The sequence below is a fragment of the Mesorhizobium sp. M2D.F.Ca.ET.226.01.1.1 genome (assembly GCF_004022705.2).
Classification (GTDB): domain Bacteria; phylum Pseudomonadota; class Alphaproteobacteria; order Rhizobiales; family Rhizobiaceae; genus Mesorhizobium.
The window spans coordinates 1-18,649 of sequence record NZ_RZOY02000015.1; the positions used below are offsets into that span (position 1 = coordinate 1).

General features: G+C 62.8%; 25 protein-coding genes. 8 read left to right on the forward strand and 17 right to left on the reverse strand.

Translation table 11 applies throughout. From position 1 onward, the window contains the following. Positions 1-321: 321 nt before the first annotated feature. The 8 genes from EN869_RS28215 to EN869_RS28250 form a co-directional block, all read right to left on the reverse strand. Positions 322-645 carry a hypothetical protein gene (locus EN869_RS28215; RefSeq protein ID WP_127230606.1) on the reverse strand — a complete coding sequence of 108 codons (324 nt, stop codon included), beginning with the start codon at positions 643-645 and terminating at the stop codon, positions 322-324. Continuing rightward, complete coding sequence (locus tag EN869_RS28220) at positions 642-2,477, reverse strand: portal protein (RefSeq protein WP_245489615.1); 1,836 nt, start codon at positions 2,475-2,477, stop codon at positions 642-644. The genes EN869_RS28215 and EN869_RS28220 overlap by 4 nt, the downstream gene beginning before the upstream one ends. A gap of 204 nt (positions 2,478-2,681) precedes the next feature. Further along, complete coding sequence (locus tag EN869_RS28225; protein ID WP_127230605.1) at positions 2,682-3,833, reverse strand: acyltransferase; 1,152 nt, start codon at positions 3,831-3,833, stop codon at positions 2,682-2,684. A 445-nt stretch (positions 3,834-4,278) separates the two neighbouring features. After that, on the reverse strand, positions 4,279-4,851 hold the full coding sequence (locus EN869_RS28230; protein WP_127230604.1) for a hypothetical protein: 573 nt from the start codon (positions 4,849-4,851) through the stop codon (positions 4,279-4,281). Positions 4,852-4,905: 54 nt separating this feature from the next. Continuing rightward, complete coding sequence (locus tag EN869_RS28235; RefSeq protein WP_127230603.1) at positions 4,906-5,220, reverse strand: hypothetical protein; 315 nt, start codon at positions 5,218-5,220, stop codon at positions 4,906-4,908. 9 nt (positions 5,221-5,229) lie between these two features. After that, positions 5,230-5,499 (reverse strand): hypothetical protein, encoded by a 270-nt coding sequence (locus EN869_RS28240; protein ID WP_127230602.1) that lies wholly within the window; start codon positions 5,497-5,499, stop codon positions 5,230-5,232. Between the two features lie 483 nt (positions 5,500-5,982). Beyond that, positions 5,983-6,282 carry a hypothetical protein gene (locus EN869_RS28245; protein ID WP_127230601.1) on the reverse strand — a complete coding sequence of 100 codons (300 nt, stop codon included), beginning with the start codon at positions 6,280-6,282 and terminating at the stop codon, positions 5,983-5,985. Further along, the gene (locus EN869_RS28250; protein WP_127230600.1) at positions 6,272-7,060 is read right to left on the reverse strand and encodes a hypothetical protein; all 789 of its coding nucleotides are present in this window, start codon (positions 7,058-7,060) and stop codon (positions 6,272-6,274) included. Before EN869_RS28250 ends, EN869_RS28245 begins: the two co-directional genes overlap by 11 nt. A gap of 330 nt (positions 7,061-7,390) precedes the next feature. Here EN869_RS28250 and EN869_RS28255 point away from each other — a divergent pair, with 330 nt between their 5' ends. After that, positions 7,391-7,960 (forward strand): hypothetical protein, encoded by a 570-nt coding sequence (locus EN869_RS28255; RefSeq protein WP_127230599.1) that lies wholly within the window; start codon positions 7,391-7,393, stop codon positions 7,958-7,960. Positions 7,961-8,165: 205 nt separating this feature from the next. Here EN869_RS28255 and EN869_RS28260 read toward each other — a convergent pair whose 3' ends face one another. From EN869_RS28260 to EN869_RS28275, 4 genes are all read right to left on the reverse strand, one after another. Continuing rightward, complete coding sequence (locus EN869_RS28260; RefSeq protein ID WP_127230598.1) at positions 8,166-8,603, reverse strand: hypothetical protein; 438 nt, start codon at positions 8,601-8,603, stop codon at positions 8,166-8,168. Positions 8,604-9,075: 472 nt separating this feature from the next. Beyond that, positions 9,076-9,831: a terminase family protein gene (locus EN869_RS28265; protein WP_127230597.1), complete on the reverse strand. Its 756-nt coding sequence runs from the start codon at positions 9,829-9,831 to the stop codon at positions 9,076-9,078. A 429-nt stretch (positions 9,832-10,260) separates the two neighbouring features. After that, on the reverse strand, positions 10,261-10,614 hold the full coding sequence (locus tag EN869_RS28270) for a hypothetical protein (protein ID WP_127230596.1): 354 nt from the start codon (positions 10,612-10,614) through the stop codon (positions 10,261-10,263). 5 nt (positions 10,615-10,619) lie between these two features. Next, positions 10,620-11,096 (reverse strand): hypothetical protein, encoded by a 477-nt coding sequence (locus EN869_RS28275; RefSeq protein WP_127230595.1) that lies wholly within the window; start codon positions 11,094-11,096, stop codon positions 10,620-10,622. A gap of 310 nt (positions 11,097-11,406) precedes the next feature. On the opposite strand from EN869_RS28275, the gene EN869_RS28280 reads away from it, so the two are divergent. Continuing rightward, entirely contained in the window at positions 11,407-12,228 is an 822-nt protein-coding gene (locus EN869_RS28280) for a hypothetical protein (protein WP_127230594.1), read from the forward strand. 86 nt (positions 12,229-12,314) lie between these two features. Here EN869_RS28280 and EN869_RS28285 read toward each other — a convergent pair whose 3' ends face one another. The 3 genes from EN869_RS28285 to EN869_RS28295 are packed head-to-tail and all read right to left on the reverse strand — an operon-like array spanning position 12,315 to position 13,711. Further along, positions 12,315-13,001 carry a terminase family protein gene (locus EN869_RS28285; RefSeq protein ID WP_245489614.1) on the reverse strand — a complete coding sequence of 229 codons (687 nt, stop codon included), beginning with the start codon at positions 12,999-13,001 and terminating at the stop codon, positions 12,315-12,317. Next, positions 12,949-13,368 carry a hypothetical protein gene (locus EN869_RS28290; RefSeq protein ID WP_127230592.1) on the reverse strand — a complete coding sequence of 140 codons (420 nt, stop codon included), beginning with the start codon at positions 13,366-13,368 and terminating at the stop codon, positions 12,949-12,951. The genes EN869_RS28285 and EN869_RS28290 overlap by 53 nt, the downstream gene beginning before the upstream one ends. Beyond that, complete coding sequence (locus EN869_RS28295; RefSeq protein WP_127230591.1) at positions 13,355-13,711, reverse strand: hypothetical protein; 357 nt, start codon at positions 13,709-13,711, stop codon at positions 13,355-13,357. The genes EN869_RS28290 and EN869_RS28295 overlap by 14 nt, the downstream gene beginning before the upstream one ends. Before the next feature lie 359 nt (positions 13,712-14,070). Between EN869_RS28295 and EN869_RS28300 the strand changes: the two genes are divergently transcribed. From EN869_RS28300 to EN869_RS28320, 5 genes are all read left to right on the forward strand, one after another. Further along, on the forward strand, positions 14,071-14,388 hold the full coding sequence (locus EN869_RS28300; protein WP_127230590.1) for a hypothetical protein: 318 nt from the start codon (positions 14,071-14,073) through the stop codon (positions 14,386-14,388). A 149-nt stretch (positions 14,389-14,537) separates the two neighbouring features. Then, the gene (locus EN869_RS28305) at positions 14,538-15,038 is read left to right on the forward strand and encodes a hypothetical protein (protein ID WP_127230589.1); all 501 of its coding nucleotides are present in this window, start codon (positions 14,538-14,540) and stop codon (positions 15,036-15,038) included. 184 nt (positions 15,039-15,222) lie between these two features. Then, the gene (locus tag EN869_RS28310) at positions 15,223-15,492 is read left to right on the forward strand and encodes a hypothetical protein (RefSeq protein ID WP_127230588.1); all 270 of its coding nucleotides are present in this window, start codon (positions 15,223-15,225) and stop codon (positions 15,490-15,492) included. 70 nt (positions 15,493-15,562) lie between these two features. After that, positions 15,563-15,868 carry a hypothetical protein gene (locus EN869_RS28315; RefSeq protein ID WP_041009568.1) on the forward strand — a complete coding sequence of 102 codons (306 nt, stop codon included), beginning with the start codon at positions 15,563-15,565 and terminating at the stop codon, positions 15,866-15,868. A 163-nt stretch (positions 15,869-16,031) separates the two neighbouring features. Then, complete coding sequence (locus EN869_RS28320; RefSeq protein ID WP_127230587.1) at positions 16,032-16,355, forward strand: hypothetical protein; 324 nt, start codon at positions 16,032-16,034, stop codon at positions 16,353-16,355. 215 nt (positions 16,356-16,570) lie between these two features. Here the strand turns inward: EN869_RS28320 and EN869_RS28330 are convergent, their stop codons facing one another. Continuing rightward, positions 16,571-16,993 (reverse strand): DoxX family protein, encoded by a 423-nt coding sequence (locus EN869_RS28330; RefSeq protein ID WP_127230585.1) that lies wholly within the window; start codon positions 16,991-16,993, stop codon positions 16,571-16,573. A gap of 270 nt (positions 16,994-17,263) precedes the next feature. Continuing rightward, positions 17,264-18,019, reverse strand: coding sequence for a tryptophan 2,3-dioxygenase family protein (locus EN869_RS28335; RefSeq protein WP_127230584.1), 756 nt, complete (start codon positions 18,017-18,019; stop codon positions 17,264-17,266). Between the two features lie 128 nt (positions 18,020-18,147). Here EN869_RS28335 and EN869_RS28340 point away from each other — a divergent pair, with 128 nt between their 5' ends. Then, complete coding sequence (locus tag EN869_RS28340; protein ID WP_167507113.1) at positions 18,148-18,645, forward strand: Lrp/AsnC family transcriptional regulator; 498 nt, start codon at positions 18,148-18,150, stop codon at positions 18,643-18,645. Positions 18,646-18,649 lie beyond the last annotated feature (4 nt).

Sequence of the window (18,649 nt, forward strand, 5' to 3'; positions counted from 1 at the left end):
CCCGCATCGCCAGAAACATCCTTCAGGCCGCAGATGCTGACAAAGTTCCAATCAGCCACCGCATCAAGAAATGCGCCTGGAATGACGACTATCTCATCCAGGCCCTAACCCATATGCGATAGCCCTGCCCTCGTGGGGGAGATGTCCGGCAGGACAGAGGGGGGCGCCGTAGAGCACCTACCTCGATCGGACCTGGTGGACTTCGATTAGAATCCCTAGCGAAGTGAATTGAGAAAAGCACGGCAAGGCCGGCGGGACAGCGCCCCCCTCTGCCCTGCCGGGCATCTCCCCCACTTGGGGGAGATTGGCAGCTTCAGCGCCTCACCTCTCCTCAGCCCGCGCCGCTTTTTCCAGCGCGGCGAGGTCTGCATCTTCCAGCGTCAGGAAGCCCATGATGTGCTGCACGACTTCCGCCCGCGCGTTGGAGAGCGCGCTGTGCAGCTCGAAGCCGTCGGGCGTCTTGGTGCGCGCCAGCCAGTCGCCATAGGATGGGCGGCGGTAGTAGCCTGTCGTAGCGGTGAGGTCGGCGAGCACCAGCTCGCCATCCTCGCCGGAAAAGACGCGGCGATAGGCCTTGATCAGCGCCTCGCGCGCGGCCAAGGGGCCGCCGGCGTCGGAGGGACGGCCGAAGCGTTTGCGGCTCATGCGGCACCATTGGCGGCGCCCGCGGGGCCGCCCTGGGAGCCAGGCACGGCGCCCTGCCCGCCGGGCATCGCGCCTTGCGTCGCGCCGGCCGGACCAGCAGCGCCGCCGCCTGTCCCGCCTTGGGCGCCCTGCATCATCGCCTGCAGGCTGTCGAGCAGGCCGCTGTCGCGCGCCTGCACGGCGGCCGGCACCGCATCCTTGGCCACTTTGCCGGCGGTGGCGATCGCCGCCATGCCGGCCTGCGCCTGCTGAGCCTGGGCGCGGGCGCCGCGCATCCCTTCCACCTCGTCCTTGCGCCGGAAAATGCGCTGCGGGCTGCGGCCGGCGCTCTGCACGACGCGGATCGCCTCGTCGCCGTCGATATTGTCCATGATGCCGGGATCGAACTGCGCCATCTGCATGGCGGTGGTCACCACTTGGATGGTGTCGCGCGCCTCGGCCGAGCGGCGCAGCACGTCGAGCGGGCCGGTGAAGGTCGGCCGCACCGCCTTGCCGGCGAGACTTTCCGGCGGGCGGAAGCGGCTGTCCTGGTCGTAGAGGCCCTTGTCCTCGAGGATCGACAGCTCGCGGTCGAGATTGGCGGCAAAGCCGGCCTGGATGATCGAGCCCGAAGGCCCGAGCAGCGCGCCCTTCTCCTCCTGGCGGATCAGCGCCTCGGTGGCGGTCATCTGCGGGTTCTGCACCAGCGTCTGGAAGAGGTTGACGAACATCATGTCGCGGATCTCTTCCGCGCGGCTCGCCGCATAGTCGAAGGCGTAGCCCGGGTTCTGGCCGGTGGCGATCGGCTGGATCAGCGGCCGGCCATTGTCGTCGATGAGGCCGGGATAATTCTCGCCGGGATTGAGCACCGGCACATAGTCGAGCCTGGCCTTCGATGCCGTCGGCGGATCGGTGATCTGCTGCAGGGCGCGCAAGCCGGAGCGGCGCACGGCGTTCTCCTCGCGCACGGTGGTCAGCGCTTCGATGGCCGGCGAGATGCCGTAGGCGTCGCCCTCGTAGCGGCGCCAGTTGAAGGTCGAGACCGGGAAGGTGCGAAAACCGCTCTCCTTCACGATCTCCTCCTCGTCCTCGATGACGTGATAGGAGGCGAAGGCCTGGTCGAGATATTGGTAGAAGCCGCCCTTGCGATACATGCGGCGCTCGTCGCGTGGCTGCACGCATTGGATCAGCGAGATCTTCTCCTCGCATTTGGCGGGGTCGTCGACGAGCGCCTTGATGCGCGTCGGCAGTTTCTCGTAGCCGAGCAGCTGCGCCGCCTGGCGCGCGGTGCGCTCATAGCGGCGGTGGAAGATGTCGACCTGGCCCCAGCGGTTGCGCGACAGGTAGCCTTCCACCACGGGGATCGAGGCATAACGGATCAGCGTGCCGCCAAAGCCTTCCTCGGCATAGAGATAGGCCGGGCCGTAGCGCACGACGTTCCTGAGGCAGGCCTGCGTCGCCGGCACGAAGTTGGAGTTGGCGGAATAGCGCAGCGCGAACAGGAAATCGCGGAGCGCCTCGGCCCATTCCTTCTCCTCGTCGGTCTCCTCGTCGTCCATCTCGGCCGTAGTCAGCCCGTGCCATTTCTCCGACTGCGGGATGATCAGGCTTTCCAGGCCGGCGGCGAGCCGGTTGGCGGCCGAGTTGATGGTGTTGGCGTAGACGCGAGAGCCGCGCCGCTCCTGCCGCTCGGCCTGGCTGTCCGAGCGGCTCGTGCGGCGGCCCGACCAGATGTCGGGCGCATCCGGATCGCAGAACTCCGCCACCGCCTCCCAGACGGGCTCGTAGGCGGCGCGTTCGGTCTCGAGTTCAGCCTGTCGCGACAGGATATAGCGGGCACGGGAATCGGTCATGGCAAGGTCTCGCTTGTTGAGTGCGGCGGACGGAGGGCGCGAATGATCGCCAACCTCCGACTCGCGTGAGGCCAGGGATTGGAGACTTGTGTTGATGAAGGCCGGCGGGACAGCGCCCGCTGGCCTGCCCTGTGCTGCGCAGCAGCTACGGGGATGAACCGGCCATCATCTTCACAAGGGCGGGGGCAGTTCCGCCAGCCGCCCCTACTCGGCCGGCGTCGTCCCCAACACGGGCTTCCTGCCCCGCTGCAACACCGCGCGGCCGAGTTTCTGGCCGGGCATTTCGATGACGGTGTAGGTCAGCCAGGACAGAAGGCAGACCACGGGCAGCACGACCGCGACCACGATGGCGAAGCGCAGCGGCGCGCCGAGGCCGTCGCCGTAACGGGCAATGACGAAGGCCGCCACGGGCTGCAGAACCAGAAGGTGGATCAGATAGATGCTGTAAGACAGTTCGCCGAGCACATGAAAGATGCCTCCGCCCAATGCGACAGCGGCTTTTCTCGCCACGGCACCCGCCGCGCCGGGCAGCATCCGATAGAGGACAAGGGCAAAGAACCCAAGCACCAGCGCTTCGCGCATCAGCAGCTTCTCAAGGCCGTAGCCGTCGCCAAAGGGGATGGCCGCCAGCGCCACGGCCAAGGCCAGATGCAGCAGCGGTCGCGGTTGGTCCTGACCCAGGACGCCCGCCAGAAGCATGCCGCACAGGAAAACCTGGATCTTCAGCGGCAGAAAGGATGGCATCGGAAAATGGACCGACATGAACTCGAGGATCACCACTGCCAGGCCGCCGAGCGCCGCAACGACCATCGCGCTCCTGACCCAGCCGAGACGAAAGGCCAAAAGCATGAGCGCCGGGAAGACCGCGTAGAACTGCATTTCCAGTCCGAGGCTCCAGTCGGGCAGCGGTGTCCGGTAGGCGAGGTTCGGGGAAAGGCCGAACAGGAATGTCAGGTGGGCGACAATGTTCTTCAGGCCGCTGTCGAGGTAGCGCTCGGGCGCCTGCGGCACGCGCTGCAGGAATGCGTCGATGACCATCCGCGACTCGTAAAGATACGGGCCGAGCGCCAGTGCGACGAACAGCATGACGTAGAACAGCGGCGCGATGCGGAAATAGCGCCGCGTCCAGAATTTGAGCCAGGTTTCAGGCCTTTGCCAGGGCTCCTTGTCCCGGCGCAACTGATAGTGGAACACCATCAGGAAGCCGGAAAGCATGATGAAGAGATCGACGCCCAGCGCAGGGTCGCCAAGCACCGGAAGATGCCAGCCGGTCAGTAGCAGACAGTGCCCGACAAGCACCCACATCGCGGCAAGCGCCCGAAGCCCGTCCAGGCATTCGACACGGGATCGGGTCATGCCTAACTCCTTGAGAGCAGGAGCGTCAGCAATGCAAATCGTTCATCGAGGCAGGCCGGTGGCCGGGATGATACTGACACGCCAAAACCCTGGTGCAGAAAGCCCCGCCGCGAGGAGTTTCGAGCCGGCGCGCCGATATCGCAACGCAACAAATTTAACGCAGCGCAACATGAGCGGAGATTCTTGGGGGATCCGGGAGGAAGGCCGAAGGCGGAACTGCCAATCTCCCCCTTGTCGCCCTTGCGGGGAGATCAGCCGTATCACCGCCGCTTCACCAGCCGCGCATGCCTCCTCCAATACCACCAGTCCAGAACACGCCGGCGAAAACTGCGTTTCATCGCGGTCATGGCATCACACTCCGAGCAACACGCGACGCTGCCCAGTGACGTCGCTCGGCGCGAGGTCGGTCTTGACGGTGGAGAGCGTGCCCTGGCGCTGCTCGAGCTCAGCGCGCAATGCTGCTTCGCGCGCCTGCACGTCCTTGTCCTGCACGGTCGGCGCCGGCGGCAGCGGCTTCAGTTCCGGTGGTTTCGGTTGAAAGAGACACATGGTTCCAGCTTTCCCTTGTCCAGTCGTGGAGGAAGAAATCTTCGCCGGTCCTGCCATAGCCCGGCAGGCGGCAGCGTCGGGTGGCGCCGAGCCTGTCCAGCCAGCGCAAGGCAAGATCGTTGTCGGCAAGCGCCCTCGCCTCGACCCGCCAGGCGCCCCTGGCCGCGACCTGCGGCCCGAGCACCGCGTGGAAGAAGCGCGTGATCTCGGGCACGCAGCGCTTCATGCGACGCGTGCCCCAGCTCCAGGCGATCCACAGGCCGCTTCGCTGCTCGGCGGCGCCGAAGCCCGCCTCCGGATTACCGTCGAGCTCGGCGACATAGGCAAAGCCCTGAAGTGCTGTCAGCGCCAGCAGTGCCGGCGTCCAGTGGTCGAGCTGGCAGTCGATCTCGGCCCGGTCCTCGGCACGGAGGTTCGCGGCGATATAGGAAAGGTCCCGCAGTGTGGCGGGGACGATGCGTATGGGCATGGCTTTGATCCCTGAGCGAAACAAGCCTGCGGAAGCCAGATGCCGAAAGAGCGCTCAACCCACGAAGTTGTTGTCCACAAACATTTCCGCAAATTGCTGAGGCGTGAGCGTCACCTTGTTGTCGTGGGCGATTTTGAGATTCTTCTTCCACATATCCCGGATTGCCTCCGGCATCGTGTCGGGCATGTGAAGAGCCTTGGCGATTGCGTCTTCCCACCGTCCATCGCCGCCATAGATGGCCTGCAGCTTGGGAGCCATGGCGTTTAGGGACTCTTCGGACTCTCGAGCGAGTTCTCCGATCGCCTTGAGCACATAGAATTCGAGCAGTCTGAGCAGCGGCTTACCTTCATAACGCCTGTCGGTCGACATCTTGTTTCGTCACGCATCATTGGTGGCGTATTCAATTAGCCGTTGGCAGATGGCCGATTGGCTGGGCTTTTCCTCCTGGGACGCAACCCAGGCCTCGGTGAATTCGATCGCGATGAATACCTCGATGAAATATGTTAGGCCTGCCTTGGCAGCCTTCGCCGGTACCAATCCCTCGTCGGGCTCGGGCGCAACCATTGCAGCGGAATCTTCGGTCCAAGGCTCTGCTGCATAAATTGTGTCGTCCTCGTCAAAGTCTGACAGCCGCGCGACGATATCCAACAGCTTCGCTATTTTCCCCACAATGAAAAATCCTCCTCGACGATTCGGGTGCAGAACATTTTGGAAGATAGTCCCAGGATCATGTTGGTATCCGGGAGGCGCTCTGCGAGGAGCGAGTCCTCTCTTTGTTCGGTGAAGGCTAAATCCCGCCTTCTTGCAGAATTCTCGCGAACTCCGGCTCTCTTTCCATCAGCACCAACAGGGCTGCGTTGGCTGCCTGGAAATGGCGTCCGCGCGAGGCCCCTGGATATGAGGCAGGATCGAGTACGGTTTTAAATACGACACTATAAAATTGACCGGTCGGTGTCTTTGATTCGCTACTTGCGATCTCGGGTTCCAGCCCCGACCCGGACTTGGATAGATTGTCTACTCCTTCGTAACGATCAGCTTCTTCTGGAAGTACTTCATCCGCTAACTTGGCGAGCTTACCGCCATCATCTCGGATAAGAGTCTCAGCCCCTTCACCTAGTTCGTCCGACCACCTTAAGGCACTCGGCACTCCCTAACGGTTCGACAATTTTGCCGGGAGGTCGTCGCCACACGCGCCCGCCGATAGAGCGCAGGGGTGGCGTCCGGCGTGAGATCGGCAAGCACCGCAGCGAGCGGCCGATCATTGTTTGCTAGGGCGTCGGCGGGGGGATGCTTCTTCAGCGCCTGCTCCACCTTGTCATAGAGCGGGGCGAGTTCAGCGGTCTGGTCCTTGGCGCCGGCCAGTTCGCCAGTGTCGTCGGTTTGCTCCTCAGCGCCATCCAAGACCGTTCCGCTGTCGAGTTTACGATCCATTGTCTTGGCCCCTGTCGTTCTTGAATGTCTGGCCACCGCCCGGCTGCGCCTGCTGAGCGATCACGCCTCGCAACAGCTCCAATGCGCCGCGAGGATCCCGCGCGATCAGCGCCTCGATCCGCGTCGTCGCCGCGCGGTCGCGCCAGGCGGCTTCGGCCTGCAGCCTTCTTTCAGGGTCGAGGTTCATCTTGGCGATGAGGTCGAGGCCGGCATGGCGAGCGGCATCGAAGGCGGGGTGGTCATCCGGGTCGCTCTTCGCGATGGTGTCGAGCTCTTCGGCCTGGGCGGCCGCCAGTTGGTCCTGCTCGTACTGGGCGCGACGCTGGAGCTGCTGCATCGCCATGCGCACCGAGCCGGCCTCTCGCAGGGCCGGCTTGCGGCTGGCGAGGCCGGCGCGCAGCTCGGGCGGCGCCTGCTTCAGGAAATTGTCGAACAGCGTGTCGAACCGGCCTTTGAGCAAGACGCGCCCGGTGTGCCGATCGACCTCGCCATGCATGGCGTGGTGCAGGCCCTCGCCGTCGGCCGGCGCATTGGCCGCGACATCGGCCTCGGCGCTCGCGATCTCGCCATCCAGCCTGCGCGCCGCGATCTCGGTGTCGAAGGCCTGCTGCCGCGCCATGCGCCGTTCGTGGTGAGCGGCAACCTGCTGCCAGTAGGGATCGAGCGGGCCGCCTGCCGAGGAAGCGGGCGCCGTATCGCCGGCATCGGGACGGTGCGGATCGGTGAAGAGCGGAATGATGTGACCATGGGGTGCTCCGGCGCGGCTGGCGCTGAACAAGGAGGCCCTGCTGGGGCGATCGCGGTAGAGTCGACCGCATGCACGCTGGGACGACGACCGGTTTTGTCAAATTGGGGGAAAGGGGCATCGCCGCCAGTAGCGCCGGCAACGACTGGTCCAGCTGGGACAGTCGATCTCGGCCCGATCCTCGGGACGCAGATTGGCGGCGATACAGGAGAGGTCCCGCAGCGTGCCGGGGACGATGCGGATGGGCATGGATGGACTAAGGGGCTGGAGGCTTTTCGCGCGAACACACCGTCTATATTGTCAACGCGCGAATTCGAACAAAGAGGTGGCGTCTTGGAGTTTCGCTTAACGTACGAAGGTCCGTTGTTTGCACAAAATAACAAGAACTCTCCAGCTCAGCGTGGAGCACGCGCAAAACATAAGCATGAGATTCGCAAGCGGTTCCATCCGCAACTGAAGAGGCTTTGGTCCATTACTCGGAATTTGGACCAGCGCTTGGCTGACGGTGAGCTGGATACAACTTACCGCGAAGAGCTAGCCAATAAATTCTCTAGAGATGGGTATCGATTCTGCCCGTTAGTCACGAACGCCTTAGGAGTGCTCTGCAGCCTTAGTGTACTGTTCCTCCGCGCCGACGAACCAGGGGCGCTCATTCAGTCAGGTGATATTGACAATCGCCTAAAGACACTTTTCGACGCGCTGTGTATGCCTAAAGACCTAGCGCAACTCGGTGGATATACGATGCCAGATGCCGGTGAAGATCCGTTCTATTGTCTGCTCGAAGATGACCGCCTTATCAACAATCTCGCAATAGAAACCGACACGTTGCTGGAACCACTTGGCGATTCGTTCGACGTCAATGACGCTCGGTTGATTATCTCGGTGCGCGTTTGGCCATATAGAGTGGGCATCGACAATTTGGACTTGATCTAGCTACTGCTTGCCAGACAGCTCTCTCGTGTCCCCACCCGCAGGCCATACCGAGTTGCGCCTGACAGGCTGCCGGCGCGGAATTGCGGCGCCAGCACACTATTTTCCATTCGGCCGAGTTGAAAGGAGGCGGACTTGAATAAGACCCCTCAAAAATTATTGACCTATCACAGCAACTCTCTGTGACAATCTGAGTACAGGTACTCTCCTATCGAGCATTAGGATCGTGGCTCGGTAACATTTGTTTTTTTCTTGCTCGAATATCACCTGCCAAGCCGCGGTTTCGGTAAAGACTTAGAGCGAAAATTATCAGACATATAATTGCTATAACAGCGGACGCTACAAAGCACCCGATGGACACAACGTCGGCTACGACTACCGGCTCATGCTGAGCTGTTTCAATTTTTGTCAGTACCGAGAAAAAGGCCGGGGCTAGACCAATTGCTCCTCCTAGACCCACGAAGCCTATTGAGCCAATTATCCCAGTTTCAGGACGTGTCAACTGGGACAACTCGTGATCGAGGATCATGTGCCAATCCACAAATTCAGGCATGCTAAAACGCTGGGCAGGAGACTCTAGCTTGCCGCTCTCGCCCGAGGTTCGAATGCTGGCAGCGCTGTCGCTCTCAACCGCCTCGACTGTCATTTCTCGCCCTTCTCATTTGGCTCGGGCGTTTCAGAAATGGGAGCGGGTTGACTAGGAACAAGCACTCCGGAGGCAATCGCGCTGTACGTCATGACATGGAAGCAATTATCGCAAACCAGAAAAAACATTGGATAGCTAATGCCACCAAGCATCATGTTTCCACCGTACCAAACCGGCGGAGCTAGATAATTCTCACCAAGAGTGAATTTACGCTGCCCGCATGAAGGGCAACTGAGCTGGGGCGCTTTTCGATTTATCCAAGCGACTGCCTTCTCGCGCTCAGCCGGCGTTAACTTGCCATCGCTTGACAAAATGTCCCCCCAACTCACCGCGCTAAAGGACGGCATTATCCCCTTTTCTCTGAAAGGTACAGGCCAAGAATTTATCTTACGTAGGCTGATCATCAATTTGAATTTTGAATCGGCAAATTGCCTTAAACTATTTCAAGCGTCTCACTTTGACGCGTCGCGCCTCACCGAAACGCCCCTAGCGGGTCGCTCTGTCCCGTCGTCCGCCTCGCCGCCTTGAACTCCGCGGGGTCCACCATCGCCTCGCGCAGCATCATCACGCCGTAGCGCGTGGCGGCCATTAGATCGTCGCGCAGCTTCACCACCTGGCCGTTCTTGCGGTGGTAGAGCCGGAACTCCTCGAACCAGGCGGCTAAGGTCGAAAACACCTTGAAGCGGCCGGACTGCATGCGGTCGAGCATGTCCATCAGCCCGGCCTCGACCGAGACGGAGCCATCGGCGAAGCGGGCGTGGCCCGACAGCATGTTCAGCCCATGCCCGGCATATTGCTTGGCCAGCGCCACGCCGGCGCCTTCCAGCGTTTCGCGGCGGCCGTCGCGCGGCCAGGCGAAGGGCAGCCATTCGCCCCAGGCCTTCAGCGCCAGCGCCTGCATTGCCGGCGTCTGTTGGGAGGCGCGGCGCGCCTTGGTCACGTAGACGACATCTGCCTCGGTGTCCCAGGCAAGCTCGACGGCGGCCGAAGGATGGTCCCAGCCGAAATCGAGCGCGCCGATGCGCGGCCACCAGCGTGGCAATTTGAACGGCTCGCAGGCGATCAATTCCTCCGCCACCGGGAAGATGCGGCCCGAGCCCAGCACCGGAATGCCCCGCGCGCGAGCTTCGCGCTCATGCTCGGGATAGGCGGCGATGATCTCAGCGCGTTGCTCGGGCGAATAGTGCCCGGCATCGTCTATGGTCATGAAGGTAACGTGGCGGGACATATTAGCTTGCCATAATTCAATATCGCGGCGAATAAATGCCGTTGATAATACTGTTCATCGGTGCAATGTTGCTGGCGGTTTGGGGGAATTACATGATCCGCATAGCAATCGTCGTGGCCATTGCCGCCAGTGCATCCGCATGCCAGTCGAACGTTCCGTACGATACGAGTAAGCAGACCTGCAAGATGTATGAGTACAATGGGCGCCAACACAAAGTTTGCGCGCCGGACACACCGAACAAAGTGTGCAATGTCTGGGTCAGTCAGATTCGAGACGACGAAAGGATTTGGTGCCAACCACTCACCCGTAAGGCGACCGATCCCAAAGCTCGCGCCAGGCAGCTTGCGGGCAGCCATTACCCCTGATGCGGCTCCCTCTCCGGCCGCTGCGCGGCCGCCTCTCCCCGCTTCGCGCGGGGCGAGGAAAAGGTTAGCCCTTATACCCTTCGTTGACGCAATCGTTCTTCCAGGCCCAGTCGAAATCGGCCTGCGACATCGACGAGCCGAGGCCCGGTTCGATATAAGGGCCGGCGCCGTCAATATAGACGATGAAGCGCGCTTGCCTGGTGAAGATGCCGACCTTGCTCGTGACGACGCCGCAGGTCTGTCCGGTGGCGCTGTCGCCGGTGAGATCGACATGCGAGAAGGTCGCCTCCGGATTATTGATCAGGCCGCGCATCTTGGCCTGGGCCGCAGTGATCGCATCGGCGCGCCAGTCGCCGCTGGAGCCGGAACAGGCCGACAGCAGCGCGCTGAGAAGAAGCAGGTTTGACGCCTTGCGCATGCCCGTCACGACCGGCGATGGATGCGGGCGACTTTCGGCGCCTGCGCATCCAGGAACATGTAACAGCGGCCAAGCAGCGCCTTCTTGCCTACGTCGTCGAAGACGTTTGCGCCAAGCGGCGTGATCAGCACTTCATCCTTGGCCAGGCCATCCAAGTGGCGCGCCTCAATCTCGGCCCAATGCGTCTTGGCAATATCGGAAAGCACGACATTGAAGGCGGGATGGTCGTAGCCGACCAGGACATTGCCGTCATCCATAGGCGACGGCTGCATGTCGGGGTGATAGTTGATTATCTGCGATAGTATCTCAACCGCGGCGACCAAAGCGGCGCGATCCGACAAGCCGTCGTCCAGCAACACGCAGGTGCCGTTCTGCAGCACGGCGAAATCGCGTCCGCGATTGAAGTAATAGCTGAAACGGTCCTCGACGCGGTCGAGTGGCTGGGAAAAGGAGGGGCGCCATTTCGGGACGGGCGGGTCCATTGCCGGCGCCTTCCGGACCAGAGCCGGTTGGAGAGCGAGCGCCAGCAGGCTACCAGTCAAAACCACTCGCCTGTTCACGGTTCCCGTCCAGCGAAATCACTCGGCGTGCAGTCTATTTGGGCGACGATATTTCGCAACCCTGGAGCGTATAGCTCAGGCGAAGTCTTGCACCGCAAAACTTGGCCGCTCGTCTTTTCATCTTCGGCCTTATGCGATAGGTCTTGGCCCGCATCGACGAGATCGATGCGTCGTGGGCCGGTGCATTGTGTACGGCCCTTCCTCTACGCGGGTGGGAAAGCCGCCCTTTGCCATGACAGATCTATTCGAGGCGATGCGCCTGTCCGCCGAGGACAGCGAGACCGCTCATCTTTTCTTCAGCGAAGGCGGCAAGATGCTGCTGCCGCTCGGCAAATCCAGAAACGACATGACAGGTCAGCAGATTCTGGAACGGCTGCTGTCGCCTTCCGATGACGATGACGGCACGCTTGCCAACGATTTTCTCGGAGAGCTCGGCAAGACGGTTCCGTTCGAAAGCCTACGTCTCCTGCTCACATCGGCCAATCCCCGGACGCGAGCGACGGGCGCGTTTCTGGCCACGTTTCAAAACCGGAACATAAGCTCGATGGTGGGCGAATTGGCGGCGCTGCTGGCTGACGACAACCCGCGCACGCGCTTCGATGCCGTGGAGTCCATCCTGCGATGCAGCACGCGTGCCCATGGCGACTATCTGGCGCAAGCCCTGTTTGCCCTTGCAGATGGGCATGAGGGTGTGCGCATGGGCGCCATCCGGTTTGTGCGCTTTGCAAAGGACTGGCAGTTGAAGTTCGCCCGCCAGCGTGCCGCGTCGCTTAGGCCACAGACGTCGTTTTCGGCGATAGCGGATATCACCGGGCAATGGGAGGACGATGCATCAGGGATGATCCGAGCGATGCTGGACCATGCCGAGCCGGTGGTGCGGCGTTACGGTCTTGGGCTCGCCAGCCGGGCGAGATTGGTGGTCGTCGATGCCTTTGTTGAATGGGCGCAGGCGTCCGCCGATCCAGAAATCAGCAAACTGGCCACCGATTGCATCCAGCACAACCAGATATCGCGGCATGCGGTCTGGCTTTCATCATTGCCGGCAGCCGCCTGAACTGTCGCGGCTGGGCGGGCGAAGGCGAAGCTCCATCCCGACAATTGCGGGATGGAGCGAAGACAGACTCCTCGGGCGAACCGGCGTCATCCCTTCCCGATCCTCTCCACCTCGCCCGCACTCAAAAACCTCAGCACCACATCGCTCATGCCGAGCAGCGGGGTGAAGGTGACGATGGTTATCCCGCCCGTTGCATTGGTGCGGGTGAGGCCCTCCGAATAAATATCCAGCGGCGGCTCCTCGTCGAACCAGACGCCGTGCAGCGTTTCGCCCTGCCATTTCTCGCGGCCCTTCTCGTAGCTCTTGAAGGAGAGCACGCTTTCGCCGGGCTGGACGTCGCCGCCGCCGCCCCAGAGCACGACGACGCTGTCCAGCGCTCCCGGCGCGCCGCGGCCCATCACGGTGCCGGCGATGGCGTCGGCCGGGATCATGCCGGTGCCCCATTCGCCCTGTTGCTGCGGCGGGCCGACAAGCACGCGCTGCGGATTGTCGCGCGTGCCTTCACCGGTGACGCCGGCGGCCCAGAGCCGCACCGGAGTGTCGAAAACCTTGCCCACCCACCAGTCCGGATAGCGGCCGGTTAGGTGCATGGCCCATTCCGCGCCCCCTGCCCTGGTCTTGCCGAGCTGGTTGCCGGCCATGAACAGGCGCTCGCGGTGGGTCGCGCCCGCCGCGTGAAACGCTGCCTGCCGTTCGTACGGCGCGTAGGCGGCAAGGAGGTTACGACGACGGCGCCGGTCCATCTCCTCGAGCAGCGCCAGATACGCCTGCATCGCTGTCGAGGAACGGCCTGAGGTTCGCTTCGAGGCCGCGGATGCGGCTACGGATCTCCTCATCGCTCAACTGCTCGAGACTGGTTTTATCGGCATCGACACTTTCCGAGCTGGCCGAAAAATCCTTGGGCAGCAGCGTCAACACGACCTTGAGATACTGCTCGGGCTTTTCGGCCCTGACCGCGGCGATGACGCCGGCGCCATGGGCGCGGAAGTCGGCGCGAAGGGCGGCGGCGAAGTCGTCGACGAGCGTCTTTCGCAAGCGCTTGGGGCGGGCGGCGGTTTGAACCCCTGCCGGCTTCGACCGCGCCGGCTTCGCGCCGGCCGACTTGCGGCTCGCGGCCTTGCCGGCGTCAGCCCTGGGCATCGGACGGTGTCGCTTTCGCTGTTCTCGCCTTGCGCGGCTTGCGCGCCGGCTTCTTGCGCGGCCTGGCGCGCCTCGGAAGCTCGCCATCGACGGCCGGCGCGGGCATCGCCTTCAGCTTCGCTGTCGCGGCACGGACCGCCGAAGGATCGAGTCCCTGGCGTGGAAAACCGAAACCGGCGACCGCGTCGACCGGACCGCCGCGCACCATGCCGATGCGCACGCCCGGCGCGACCTGCTCGACGCGCCCATTGCGGCGCGGCGGGCCCGCGCCCTCGAACTCGCCGATGGCGCTGACGATCTCGGCGCCGTCATCGGCGGTGATGATGGTGGCGTAGCGCAGCATGAGGCCTCGGTGTTGCAGATAGGATGGATAGGCAGCTTTCCTTCGCCAAGCGCTCGAAGGAAATGGATGGCCAAAAACAAAACCCGCCTCACGGCGGGTCGGTGGCGCAAATCAGCACCATGGACAAAATAGTAACATAGCTGCCCTCACCAGGCAACGGGTTGCAGGTATATTTTCCTATCATGCCGAGCCCCCCTTTTTGCGACGCATGCCGGGCGAAAAACCGCATACGCCACAGCCAGAGATTGAACCATCAGCCGAAAAGCTGCACGAATTTTGTCGGAACCAACCGTGATCCGACGGGTCCACCCTCGGTCGCAACGCGACAGACCCTGCAAGAGACAACAGAGGAGAAGATCATGCTTACGAAGATTCTTGCAGCTTCGGCCCTGACCATCGGCCTCGCAACGGCGGCGCTGGCCCAGACAGCGAACTCGACCGACGGCGCGGGCGGCAGCGGCCAGAGCATTACGGTCGACCCGCGGACGCCGGCAACTCCACCGCCTGATCAGATGGCGCCGGATACCGGTACGACCGGCAGTATCAGCGGCGGCGACATGAACTCGGACGCCGACAGGAATTGCCCGAACAGCCCGCAGGGCGCGCAGGGCGATGCCAACAGCACCACGGCGACGACCGTGCAGCCGAACGTCAACGACAAGAATTGCGGCAAGTAGGTTGTAACGCGTCGACCTGACGGTCGCGCAATGGGCCGAAGGGTTTCCTGCGGCCCATTCTTGGCTTCGACCCGGCGTCCGACCGCGCGCATGCCGATCGGGAACCATGCAGCTTGCCGGCCGTTGCAACGGGCAAAAGGAGAAACCCCATGGCAGACAATGACAGCACCACCGGCAGCGCGGCAAACGGCACAGGCACGCCTGCGAGCAGCGCGGCCCGTAAACGCAACGCAGGTTCGAGCAGCAGCGCCGCATCGCGGGCCAGCGGTGCGTCGCGGAGCAGTACGCGGTCTTCCAGGGCATCCCAAGATGCCATGAAGAAACAGATCACCGAGTTGAAGCGTGAGGTGAGCCGTTTGAAACGCGCGCTGTCCGACCAGGCCGAGGAGGCCGCCGAGACCGCGCAGGGCTGGTACCAGGGCGCGGCCGACCGCGCCTCCGACCTCTACAGCGGCGCGTCGGACCGAGCCTCCCGCGCGGCGAGGCAATTGCGCACCCAGGCGCATAGCGTATCGGAAACCGTGCAGCAGAATCCCGGCACCCTCTCGACGGCAATGCTGATCGGCGGCCTAGTCGGGGTGCTGGCCGGCATGGCGATCAGCCGCAGTTCCGAGCCCGAGCCGGAGTGGTTCCGCCGCTGGCACCGGTAGATTTCGACAGTAGCAAGCGAAGGCCGCCTTATGGCGGCCGCGCGGACGAGGCCGGGCCGCTGTGCCCGGCCTCTTCTTTCCACGGTTGTGCCGTCCCTGCCTTGTCGCCTTGGCCGGTTGTCCCCGGGCTGGTCATTAGCCGGAGCTTATGGGATCATTCCCTTGGGGAATCGCGGAGAGCGGCATGGACAGACCTGCCATGGCATCCGTTTTTCGGATGCGGCATGTGCCTGCAAGCATTTCGGGCGTTCGCAGCCTTGGCCGTGGCCAGGCCGATCCGTTCTTTCATTCGAGACCGCTCGGCGAAGCGATCCGCTTCATCGCCCAGGCCGAGGGCCAGTACGACCTCAGCGCCGTCGCCATCTTCTATGGCGACCGCCAGACGCCGCCGCTCGGCCAGCGCGAGATCCGGCAGCTTTGGAGCGAGTATGGCGAACGGCTGATGGAGGCGTAGGCGTCCCAACCCACCGGATCGGAAACGCCGCTCATGCGTTCTTGTGGCGAGGTCAATGGGAGGAAGCACCATGAACGTCGCCAATCTCCAGCTCGAAGGCCTGCTGATGGCCGTCGCGGCAATCAACCATGTGCTGGTCAAGAAAGGTGTGCTCACCGTCGAGGAAATCGACATCGCGCTGCGCAAGGCCGAGGCCGTCGAAACCGGCGAGGACCGGTCGGAAGGCATGTCGGCGTCGAGCCGCGACGCGGTCAACTTCCCAATCCGGCTGCTCGAGCTCGCCAACCAGTGCCAGCCCGAAGCGGACATGCCGTCCTTCTCCAAGCTGGCCCGCATGGTCGGGCAGATGAAGGAGCCGTATAACGATCAGATGTGAGTTGATGATCAGGATCTAGCGCCGCCTGGAGAATCCAGCCTATGTTGGCGGCGGAGACTCCTGGGGGCACGATGAATTACTGGTTGAAGTGGCTGTTGATCAATATCGCCGCCCTTGCCGCGGCCACCGTGATTGCTTGATTGCGCTCTCGCAGGTTTATGTCTTGAAAATCACCGTCGCCCGCAATCCGGCCGCGCCGTTCGTCCTGGCCTTTATCGTTTCCTTCATCGTGGCCTTTTCTTCCCCGGCAACACGGTTCAAGCCCGGGTTTATAGTCCTAAGCAGTATATTCTTGGCTGAATTCGTTCTTTCGTTTGCGGTCACCCAGGTAATGCTTCTGATGATCAGCGCCTATTGGGGAGGCGATGTCGAAGCTTTCAAGCCTTGGGCCTATGCCGGGCTGCTCGTCCCTTTCATCACAGGTGTGACCGGCTTCCTGGTATTGCGGCGGTATCGCCTCTCCGACGTGGCAGAAGTGTTCCGATAGCGACCAGCCTATGACCGATCTTTCGATCAAAACTTGCGACGAGTGCGGGAGCACTTACTTCGCCGAGACCACTACAATGGCTAATCTCTGCCCTGAGTGCGCCCACCGCCTCTATGGCTATGCCAATTGCGATCACCGGTTCGAAAACGGGCGATGCCTTGCCTGCGGCTGGGATGGCAGCCGGTCAGAGTTCATCGCCCGCCTGATTTCCTGATTTAAGCCCGGCCAGGCCAGCCCTGCTTGAGCGCGAGCACGCTGCCCGGGCCGTGCGCCGCGGCGTAGAGCAGGCCGGCGGCGAAGGGGAAATGCGACATGAAGGCGCCGAACTCGGCCTGCTCCGCGGCCCAGTGCGACGGACCGTGGAAGGCGAAGCCGAGGAAGACGACATAGACCGCGCCGATCAGCGCCAGCGGCGTCATGAAGGCGCCGGTGAGAAAGGCGATCACCAGCAGCGCTTCGAGGATCGCCGCGCACCAGGCCAGGAACAGCGGGAACGGAAAGCCGGCGGCGGCGATGTAGCCGGCGGTCGCGCCCATATCCATGAACTTGAAGGCGACGGCCATCGCGAACATGGCGGCAAAGATCAGGCGGGCGATGAGGATGACAACGGTCTGCCAGGTCGATTGGGTGTTTTCCACGAATATCCCTCCGGATGGTTGAAGCGGTTGATGTGCTCCAAGGACGGACGAAGGGCGATGGTTCCGACAGGGGGTGGGAAAATTGTTGGGCGAGAGGCGCGGCGCCCTTCCCTTCTCCCCTTGTGGGAGAAGGTGGATCGGCGCGCAGCGCCGAGACGGATGAGGGGTGTTCCAGCGGAGTGAGACGCCGGCATTCCCTGGAGCACCCCTCATCCGACCTCGCTTCGCGAGGCCCCCTTCTCCCACAAGGGGAGAAGGGGGAGCCCGCCCCTACCCCGCCTTCGCCTGCGGCGGATGGCTGATCGACTCCCGCACGGTGCCGTATTCGGCGCCCCAGCGGTCGGTCATGTCGCAGCGTATGTCCCACAGCTCGGGGAAGAAGCGGTGGCGGGCGCCGCCTTCGAGAATTTCCACCGGCCTGCCCTTCAGCGACTTCGAGCCCAGCCCGATCGAGCGGTGGATGAGATAAAGGTGGTTGGCGCGGAATTTCTGGAACAGCTCGTCGAACTCGATCAGCGCCTCGGCCACGACATAGGAATCGCCGTGATCGTAACGGGCGTCGTAGACGTCCTCGACGCTTAGCCCGCGGCCGTCGAGATAAGCATGCCGGAAGGCCCGCCAAAGATCCGGCGGCAGGCGAAGCAGGAATTTGAAACCCGGCGATTCCTGGCCGCTGCCATTGCCGAGCTGCAGGCGGATCTGCTGGTACTCCTTGGGCGACATGGTCTCCAAGAGATCGAGCTGCGCCGTCATCATGCGCATCAGCCGGTGCACGCGGCCCATCAGCGTGACGATGCGGTGCGTGTCCTGTTTCTCCAGGTAATCGAGCACGTCGACCAGCGTGTAGGCGATGAGCTTCATCCAGAGCTCCTCGACCTGGTGTACGATCTGGAACTGCAATTCGTCGGCATTGACCATTTCGGACAGCGGCTTCTGGCAGGTCAGCAGCTTGTCGCATTGGAGGTAGACGCCGTAGTCCCGCATTTCCGGCGTCTCGATGCGGGCGTGATAGTCCTTTTTGTCCATGGCTCATCTCCTCGCGCGGGCATGGTTTGCGATCTCGCCCCAAGCATAGCGCTTTGCGCTTGAACATTGTTCCTTTTCGTTATCCAAATGGCATGAAATGAAGGACGAAGTCCGGCCTTTCCGGCCACATGGGAGAACGAACGATACTGGACGCCCTCGACCGCAGAATAGTGGCCGCGCTCGAGCGCGACGCGCGAATCTCCTTCGGCGAGCTGGCCGAGGAGGTCGGGCTGAGCAAGACGCCATGCTGGAAACGGGTGAAGGCGCTGGAGGAGGCCGGCGTCATCAAGGGTTACTCGACCCGCATCGATCCGGCCAGGATCGGCTTCGGCATCGAGGCCTTCATCCAGGTGTCGATCGACTTCGAGGTGTCGGACGCCTTCGAGGCGGCAGTGCAAAAACATCCGCTGATCCGCCGCTGCTATGCCACGACCGGCGAGGCCGACTATCTGCTGCAGATCGTCACCGTCGACATGATGGCGCTCGACCGCATGCTGCGCGAGGAGCTCAGCCGCCTGCCCGGCGTGCGCCGCACGGTGACTTCGATGGCGATGCGCGAGATCAAGGGCGACATCTCGTTCGCCGAGGCGGCAGGGCGTGTCGTGAGAGGCGCGCACGACAAATGAACTG

What these genes read in the sequence shown, in the direction of transcription:
- EN869_RS28215 (WP_127230606.1), bottom strand. Translation starts at nt 645, where the DNA reads ATGAGCCGCAAACGCTTCGGCCGTCCCTCCGACGCCGGCGGCCCCTTG.
- EN869_RS28220 (WP_245489615.1), bottom strand. Translation starts at nt 2,477, where the DNA reads ATGACCGATTCCCGTGCCCGCTATATCCTGTCGCGACAGGCTGAACTC.
- EN869_RS28225 (WP_127230605.1), bottom strand. Translation starts at nt 3,833, where the DNA reads ATGACCCGATCCCGTGTCGAATGCCTGGACGGGCTTCGGGCGCTTGCC.
- EN869_RS28230 (WP_127230604.1), bottom strand. Translation starts at nt 4,851, where the DNA reads ATGCCCATACGCATCGTCCCCGCCACACTGCGGGACCTTTCCTATATC.
- EN869_RS28235 (WP_127230603.1), bottom strand. Translation starts at nt 5,220, where the DNA reads ATGTCGACCGACAGGCGTTATGAAGGTAAGCCGCTGCTCAGACTGCTC.
- EN869_RS28245 (WP_127230601.1), bottom strand. Translation starts at nt 6,282, where the DNA reads ATGGATCGTAAACTCGACAGCGGAACGGTCTTGGATGGCGCTGAGGAG.
- EN869_RS28260 (WP_127230598.1), bottom strand. Translation starts at nt 8,603, where the DNA reads ATGACAGTCGAGGCGGTTGAGAGCGACAGCGCTGCCAGCATTCGAACC.
- EN869_RS28265 (WP_127230597.1), bottom strand. Translation starts at nt 9,831, where the DNA reads ATGTCCCGCCACGTTACCTTCATGACCATAGACGATGCCGGGCACTAT.
- EN869_RS28270 (WP_127230596.1), bottom strand. Translation starts at nt 10,614, where the DNA reads ATGCGCAAGGCGTCAAACCTGCTTCTTCTCAGCGCGCTGCTGTCGGCC.
- EN869_RS28275 (WP_127230595.1), bottom strand. Translation starts at nt 11,096, where the DNA reads ATGGACCCGCCCGTCCCGAAATGGCGCCCCTCCTTTTCCCAGCCACTC.
- EN869_RS28280 (WP_127230594.1), top strand. Translation starts at nt 11,407, where the DNA reads ATGACAGATCTATTCGAGGCGATGCGCCTGTCCGCCGAGGACAGCGAG.
- EN869_RS28285 (WP_245489614.1), bottom strand. Translation starts at nt 13,001, where the DNA reads ATGCAGGCGTATCTGGCGCTGCTCGAGGAGATGGACCGGCGCCGTCGT.
- EN869_RS28290 (WP_127230592.1), bottom strand. Translation starts at nt 13,368, where the DNA reads ATGCCCAGGGCTGACGCCGGCAAGGCCGCGAGCCGCAAGTCGGCCGGC.
- EN869_RS28295 (WP_127230591.1), bottom strand. Translation starts at nt 13,711, where the DNA reads ATGCTGCGCTACGCCACCATCATCACCGCCGATGACGGCGCCGAGATC.
- EN869_RS28300 (WP_127230590.1), top strand. Translation starts at nt 14,071, where the DNA reads ATGCTTACGAAGATTCTTGCAGCTTCGGCCCTGACCATCGGCCTCGCA.
- EN869_RS28305 (WP_127230589.1), top strand. Translation starts at nt 14,538, where the DNA reads ATGGCAGACAATGACAGCACCACCGGCAGCGCGGCAAACGGCACAGGC.
- EN869_RS28310 (WP_127230588.1), top strand. Translation starts at nt 15,223, where the DNA reads ATGGACAGACCTGCCATGGCATCCGTTTTTCGGATGCGGCATGTGCCT.
- EN869_RS28315 (WP_041009568.1), top strand. Translation starts at nt 15,563, where the DNA reads ATGAACGTCGCCAATCTCCAGCTCGAAGGCCTGCTGATGGCCGTCGCG.
- EN869_RS28335 (WP_127230584.1), bottom strand. Translation starts at nt 18,019, where the DNA reads ATGGACAAAAAGGACTATCACGCCCGCATCGAGACGCCGGAAATGCGG.
- EN869_RS28340 (WP_167507113.1), top strand. Translation starts at nt 18,148, where the DNA reads ATGGGAGAACGAACGATACTGGACGCCCTCGACCGCAGAATAGTGGCC.